General features: G+C 45.0%; 3 protein-coding genes and 1 pseudogene. 1 reads left to right on the forward strand and 3 read right to left on the reverse strand.

Going from position 1 to position 5,159, the window contains the following annotated elements:
* Positions 1-142: 142 nt before the first annotated feature.
* Positions 143-1,942 carry an excinuclease ABC subunit UvrC gene (gene uvrC, locus RSA72_RS13820; protein ID WP_332624103.1) on the reverse strand — a complete coding sequence of 600 codons (1,800 nt, stop codon included), beginning with the start codon at positions 1,940-1,942 and terminating at the stop codon, positions 143-145.
* Positions 1,943-2,121: 179 nt separating this feature from the next.
* On the opposite strand from uvrC, the pseudogene RSA72_RS13825 reads away from it, so the two are divergent.
* Positions 2,122-3,130, forward strand: a pseudogene (locus RSA72_RS13825) (AAA family ATPase).
* A 65-nt stretch (positions 3,131-3,195) separates the two neighbouring features.
* Here RSA72_RS13825 and RSA72_RS13830 read toward each other — a convergent pair.
* Both RSA72_RS13830 and RSA72_RS13835 read right to left on the reverse strand, forming a co-directional pair.
* A complete protein-coding gene (locus RSA72_RS13830; protein WP_332624104.1) occupies positions 3,196-4,446 on the reverse strand; it encodes a WG repeat-containing protein in 1,251 nt (416 codons plus the stop codon).
* Between the two features lie 47 nt (positions 4,447-4,493).
* The gene (locus RSA72_RS13835; RefSeq protein ID WP_332624105.1) at positions 4,494-4,904 is read right to left on the reverse strand and encodes a PH domain-containing protein; all 411 of its coding nucleotides are present in this window, start codon (positions 4,902-4,904) and stop codon (positions 4,494-4,496) included.
* Positions 4,905-5,159 lie beyond the last annotated feature (255 nt).

Below are 5,159 nucleotides of genomic sequence, written 5' to 3' on the forward strand. Positions count from 1 at the left end.
GTGCTTCCTTCCATTTATCTGAGAATATTGCACCATTAAAATCTGGGACTAAACAGCTAAGGAATGGCCTGCGCAGCCGGCGGATGCGGATGATCATGGCGCATGGGATTGCGCTTTCATGCTGAGGCCAATGCAGCCCGCCTTATTCATGCAGGATTTTATAAACCGTGCGCGCCATGACACTGCCCAGCCCCGGCACCAGTTTCAGTTCATTTTCTGAGGCTTTCAGCACGCCCTGAATGCCGCCGAAATGCGTCAGCAGGTCACGGCGCCGTTTTGGCCCTAAGCCCGGAATCACTTCCAGCACCGAGGAGCCGCGTTTTTTATCGCGCTTGGCGCGGTGTTTAGTAATGGCAAAACGGTGCGCTTCATCGCGCACCTGCTGAATCAAATGCAGCGCTTTATGGTCTTCGGGCAATTGAATTTTCGCGCCGTCGGTAAAGTGCAGGGTTTCCAGCCCCGGCTTGCGCCCTTCGCCTTTGGATACCCCAATCATAAAGGCATCCAGTTCCAGCTCCTGCATCACCTCTATCGCCATATGCAGCTGGCCTTTGCCGCCGTCTATCAGCAGCAGGTCGGGCAGCATATGCTTTTGATAGCGCCGGGTCAGCGCCTGGCGCATGGCCGCGTAATCATCGCCCGCCGCAATGTCATTGATGGAGAACTGGCGGTAATCGCGCTTGCGCGCGCCACCGGCATCAAACACTACGCAGGAGGCCACGGTCGCCTCGCCCATGGTATGGGAAATATCAAAGCATTCAATGCGGTCTATTGGGCGCCCTGCGACCTGCTCCAGCTGGTGAAAGCGCTCATTCAGCTCAAAATGATTGGCCAGCTTGCCTTTAATCGCATGCTGTACATTCATCTGCGCCAGCTCCTGCCATTCTGCCCGGGTTTCACGCACCTTGTGCTTAATCTGGATTTTCTTGTCAAAATGCTGCTGCAGCGCCTGCTCCAGCTCCCTGCGGTTGGCCGGCTCAGCATTCACGATCAATTCCGCCGGCACTTCATCCGCCACCTGAAAATAGAAGTTGGCGATGAAATCTGACAGCAGCTGCGCCAGATCATCACCCTGCATGTCCGGAAAATAGCTTTTGCCGCCCAGCATCTTGCCGCTGCGCACATGCATGATCTGCACGCAGGTCACGCCGGCATGATAGGCGATGGCGATGATGTCGGCTTCGCCTTTGACGGTGTAAATCGCCTGCTGCGCCTGCACATCGCGCAGCAGCGCCATGCGGTCACGGTAAAACACCGCCTTTTCAAATTCCAGCGCTTCCGCCGCCGCTTCCATTTTCTCAATCAGTTCCTGATTCAGTTCTTTAGTATCGCCCTGCAGGAAACGAATCGAGTTATCGACGTCATTTTTATACTCTTCAGGGCTAATGAGTCCTACACACGGCGCTGAACAGCGCTTGATTTGATACTGCAAACAAGGGCGCTTGCGCTGCGAAAAATAGCTGTTTTCGCACTGGCGCACATTGAACAGCTTCTGCAGGATTACCAAAGTGTCGCGGGCGTTATAGGCGCTGGGATAAGGGCCGAAAAACTTGCCGGCCTGATGCCGGCCTTTGCCGCGCCCGCTGGCGATGCGCGGATAAGGCTGGTCTGCCGAGATGAAAATATAGACATAGGATTTATCGTCGCGCAGCATGATGTTGTACGGCGGGCGGTGCAGCTTGATCAGGTTCTGTTCCAGCAGCAGCGCTTCGGTTTCCGAGCGCACCACCAGCGTTTCAATATCATAAATCCGCGCCACTAAAGCCTGGGTTTTCGGGTGCTCAACGGTTTTCACGAAATAGCTGGAAACGCGATTTTTCAAATTCTTGGCCTTGCCGACATACAGCAACTCGCCGTCCTTGCCCAGCATGCGGTACACGCCCGGCAAAGCGGTCATATGGGCTAGAATTTTTTCGATATGTTCGCGCGCGTTTTCGTTCACTGGCTGCCGTTTTCCATCATCGTGATTGCTCTTTAACATGATGTGATAGCTATTTAACTATTTTCAAGCAATCCGCTGAATTTATTGTTTCTCATAGCAATAACCTGATTGCTAAAAGCTATTAATGGGGAATTGGTTTTTTGCTATGCTCAAACTATCCTGCTTTTGGAACACAATGAATGGCGCATGCCAATCCCGCCATCCATGCCGTACCACCGGCAACCTCGGCGCATAGCAGTGCCGAAAAAACCGTTTGATGGGCAAACCGCGTTTTCATTTTGAACCTCAAGAGGTGATGCAGCACTTACGAGAGCGCATTATTGGGCAAGAAAATGCGCTGAACGAAATCGAAAAAATGCTGCATGCGGTCAAAGCAGATTTTTCCAGTCCAGAACCTCCACTCCCGGTGACATTAATGCTCGGCCCAACCGGTGCCGGAAAAACTGAAACTGTACGCTTAATCAGTGAAAAAATTTATGGCCGTCCCGATACCTTTTGCCGCATTGATATGAATACCCTTGCACAGGAGCATTATGCTGCAGCCATTACTGGTGCGCCTCCGGGCTATGCCGGTTCAAAAGAAGGTCATCGTTTATTTGATGAAACCCCGATTGCAGGCAGTCACACCCGCCCCGGCATTGTGCTGTTTGCTGAACTGGAAAAAGCCTCTACCGACGTCCTTCGTTGCTTAAGGAATGTATTGGATAAGGTACACTGACTTTAACTGCAGGCGCCAAAACCATTAATTTTCGAAACTGTATGATTTTTATGACCAGTAATGCCGGTGCAAAAGCAGCACAGCAATATTTGGATCAATTGAAGTTTTTACCGGAAAAATTTCAGAAGGTTTGCCTCAAGCGCATGCCTGTCAGCAGCATTATTAAAAAAGTCATGCAGCGTCAATTTGACCCTGAATTTATTAACCGTATTGACCGTGTGCTGCAATATCAGCCCATACAAGATGATGCCTTACCGCGCTTGGCTGAGATTATTGAACTAAACAAACTTAATCTGCGTCTGCAGCATCAAAAACGCAGCGTGCATCTAACTGCTGCGGCCAAAGCACAGTTCTATCAAAATCATGATATTCGCTATGGCGCACGACATTTAGCAAGAAAAATACGGGTAGAACTTGAGCCAATTTTGGCCGTATATTTTTTGAATTATCCTGAGAAAAACAGCCTCTAATTGGATTTTCAAAATCAAAAACTTATGGTCATCGAATAAATTTTTCTAAGGCCATGCCTCAGGATTTATTGCCAATATTCCACGCCATGCTGGTCTATAAATCCTGAATTAATATCAGTTCCTTTCTCTTTAAAAACATAAAGCAAACCTGATTCATCAAAATTCCCAAAATGCATAGCATATTTAAAATCAATTACGCGCTGCCCTTCTTGATCCATAAAAGCATAAGGCTTTTCTAAGCTATATTTAACTAAAGTACATAGTGCTCCATGATAATCCATAAATACATCTGTACAGCCCAAAGGAGCTTTCATTACTCCATTTTCATCTATATATGCTGCTTGCTGATCTATGGATACTGCGCAGCGTTGTTGCCGAAATCCGTAATCGCTCAACTCATCGAATTGATGTTCAATCTGCAATTTAACACCTGAATCATCAACTTTATAAAAGCCCCATTTCTTTTTATATTGAGTCGCAATTAATTCCCGTCTGCCTGTACGGATAAGATTGAGATTTTCATTACTCAAAAAGTTCAGTTGATGAACTTTAGTTTCTTTGGTCTTGAAAACAACTTGACCCTTTTGATTAATAAATTCTATGTACTTAGTCCGTTGAATCAAGCTATAGCCAAATGCGCAAAGCTCCGCGTGTTTGAGCTGATCAGCAATGATTTCTCCCATTGAATTAATCACAGAAAAATATTGTTGCTTACCCTGCCCGAAGCTCACTACTGCAATGCCGTCACAAAAATGACTGGCATTGCTAAACTGCGCAGAAATCACTTCTTGCCCGGTTTCATCCGAAACAAAACCATAAAGATTACCTTGATTTGGAACATAGCTTTTAAAACATCGCAAGCCTGACTGTTCTTCACCAAGATATTGATATTGTGCATGAATAATCCAATGTCCATTGACATCTACCACGCCCCAGACTGAACCTAAATTTTTTCGGGCAATACTCACAATTGCACGATGATTACTGAATGGGTAAATTTTTGAAAACTGCATAGAAATCAGCTGTTGATTTGAGTGATCTACAAATCCCCAGCTTCCATCATCAGACTGCACACCAATGAGTTCTTGACTGTCATAATTTACTGCTGAATATTGCGGTTCTATTTCAACAATTTGACCATTTTCATAATAGATCCACCCATAGCGTTTACGCTCATTCAAAGTAAAACACAACCAACCTTGATTGAATTTGAAAGGTTTGAGTATTTGGAAATATTTACATTCAATAAGAAAATTCAGCTCAACATCAACAATGCCAAATTTTTGATTTTTATGATAAGGAATTATTGGAGTCATTTTTATTCCCTTGTATTTCAAATATTTTCATATCAAATTAATTCAATCTATTTATGCATGCCTAAGGCCTTCAAAAAACCCTGCTGATCTCTTGGCGATACTAATATCTGCTTCATTTCCCCATCTTGTAAATATTCAATTTTCACACGTTTTAATGACAATGCAGGCGATGCATCCAAATGATCGGTCAGACTTACTTTTTGAATATCCGCTATGGGAATTACCCATTTAAATAGCAGGCTATGAATCGTAAGTTCATCATTTTTCACGATATAACGTGTATTGAGTATTGGCCACCAAAGCAGCAGCACCGTCAAAATATACACCGCCGCATGAACAGGATATTGCTGCATGGTACCTTTAGCCTGCATCGTCAGTAATAATTGAATGAGCAAGCCACTCATACAAATAATAAATGCGACCACCCACCAATCTTTTTTAGAACTAAACGTGTACATTGCATCCCCCATCTATTGTTTTCATTCTATACAAGATTTTTCTATTGGCATGTAACTTTGCGGATTAATTTTAAAGCGAATAAAAAACCTCCCAAAGAACTAATACTGATCAGTTAAGCGTAATTTCATTATTACTCATTGATAAATCTCCCCTAACCCTGAGCCATATATGGCGCAAGGCAAAAGAGGGGAATTCTTTTGAATTCAAGACCATCCTGAATTTCAAAATACTCCCTCCTTTTTCAAAGGTGAGCA

The organism is Acinetobacter sp., from assembly GCF_036659555.1.
Taxonomy (GTDB): Bacteria; Pseudomonadota; Gammaproteobacteria; order Pseudomonadales; family Moraxellaceae; genus Acinetobacter.

Bases quoted from the DNA above. Each gene is read 5' to 3' on its own strand.
- RSA72_RS13830 (WP_332624104.1), bottom strand. From the start codon at position 4,446: ATGACTCCAATAATTCCTTATCATAAAAATCAAAAATTTGGCATTGTT.
- RSA72_RS13835 (WP_332624105.1), bottom strand. From the start codon at position 4,904: ATGTACACGTTTAGTTCTAAAAAAGATTGGTGGGTGGTCGCATTTATT.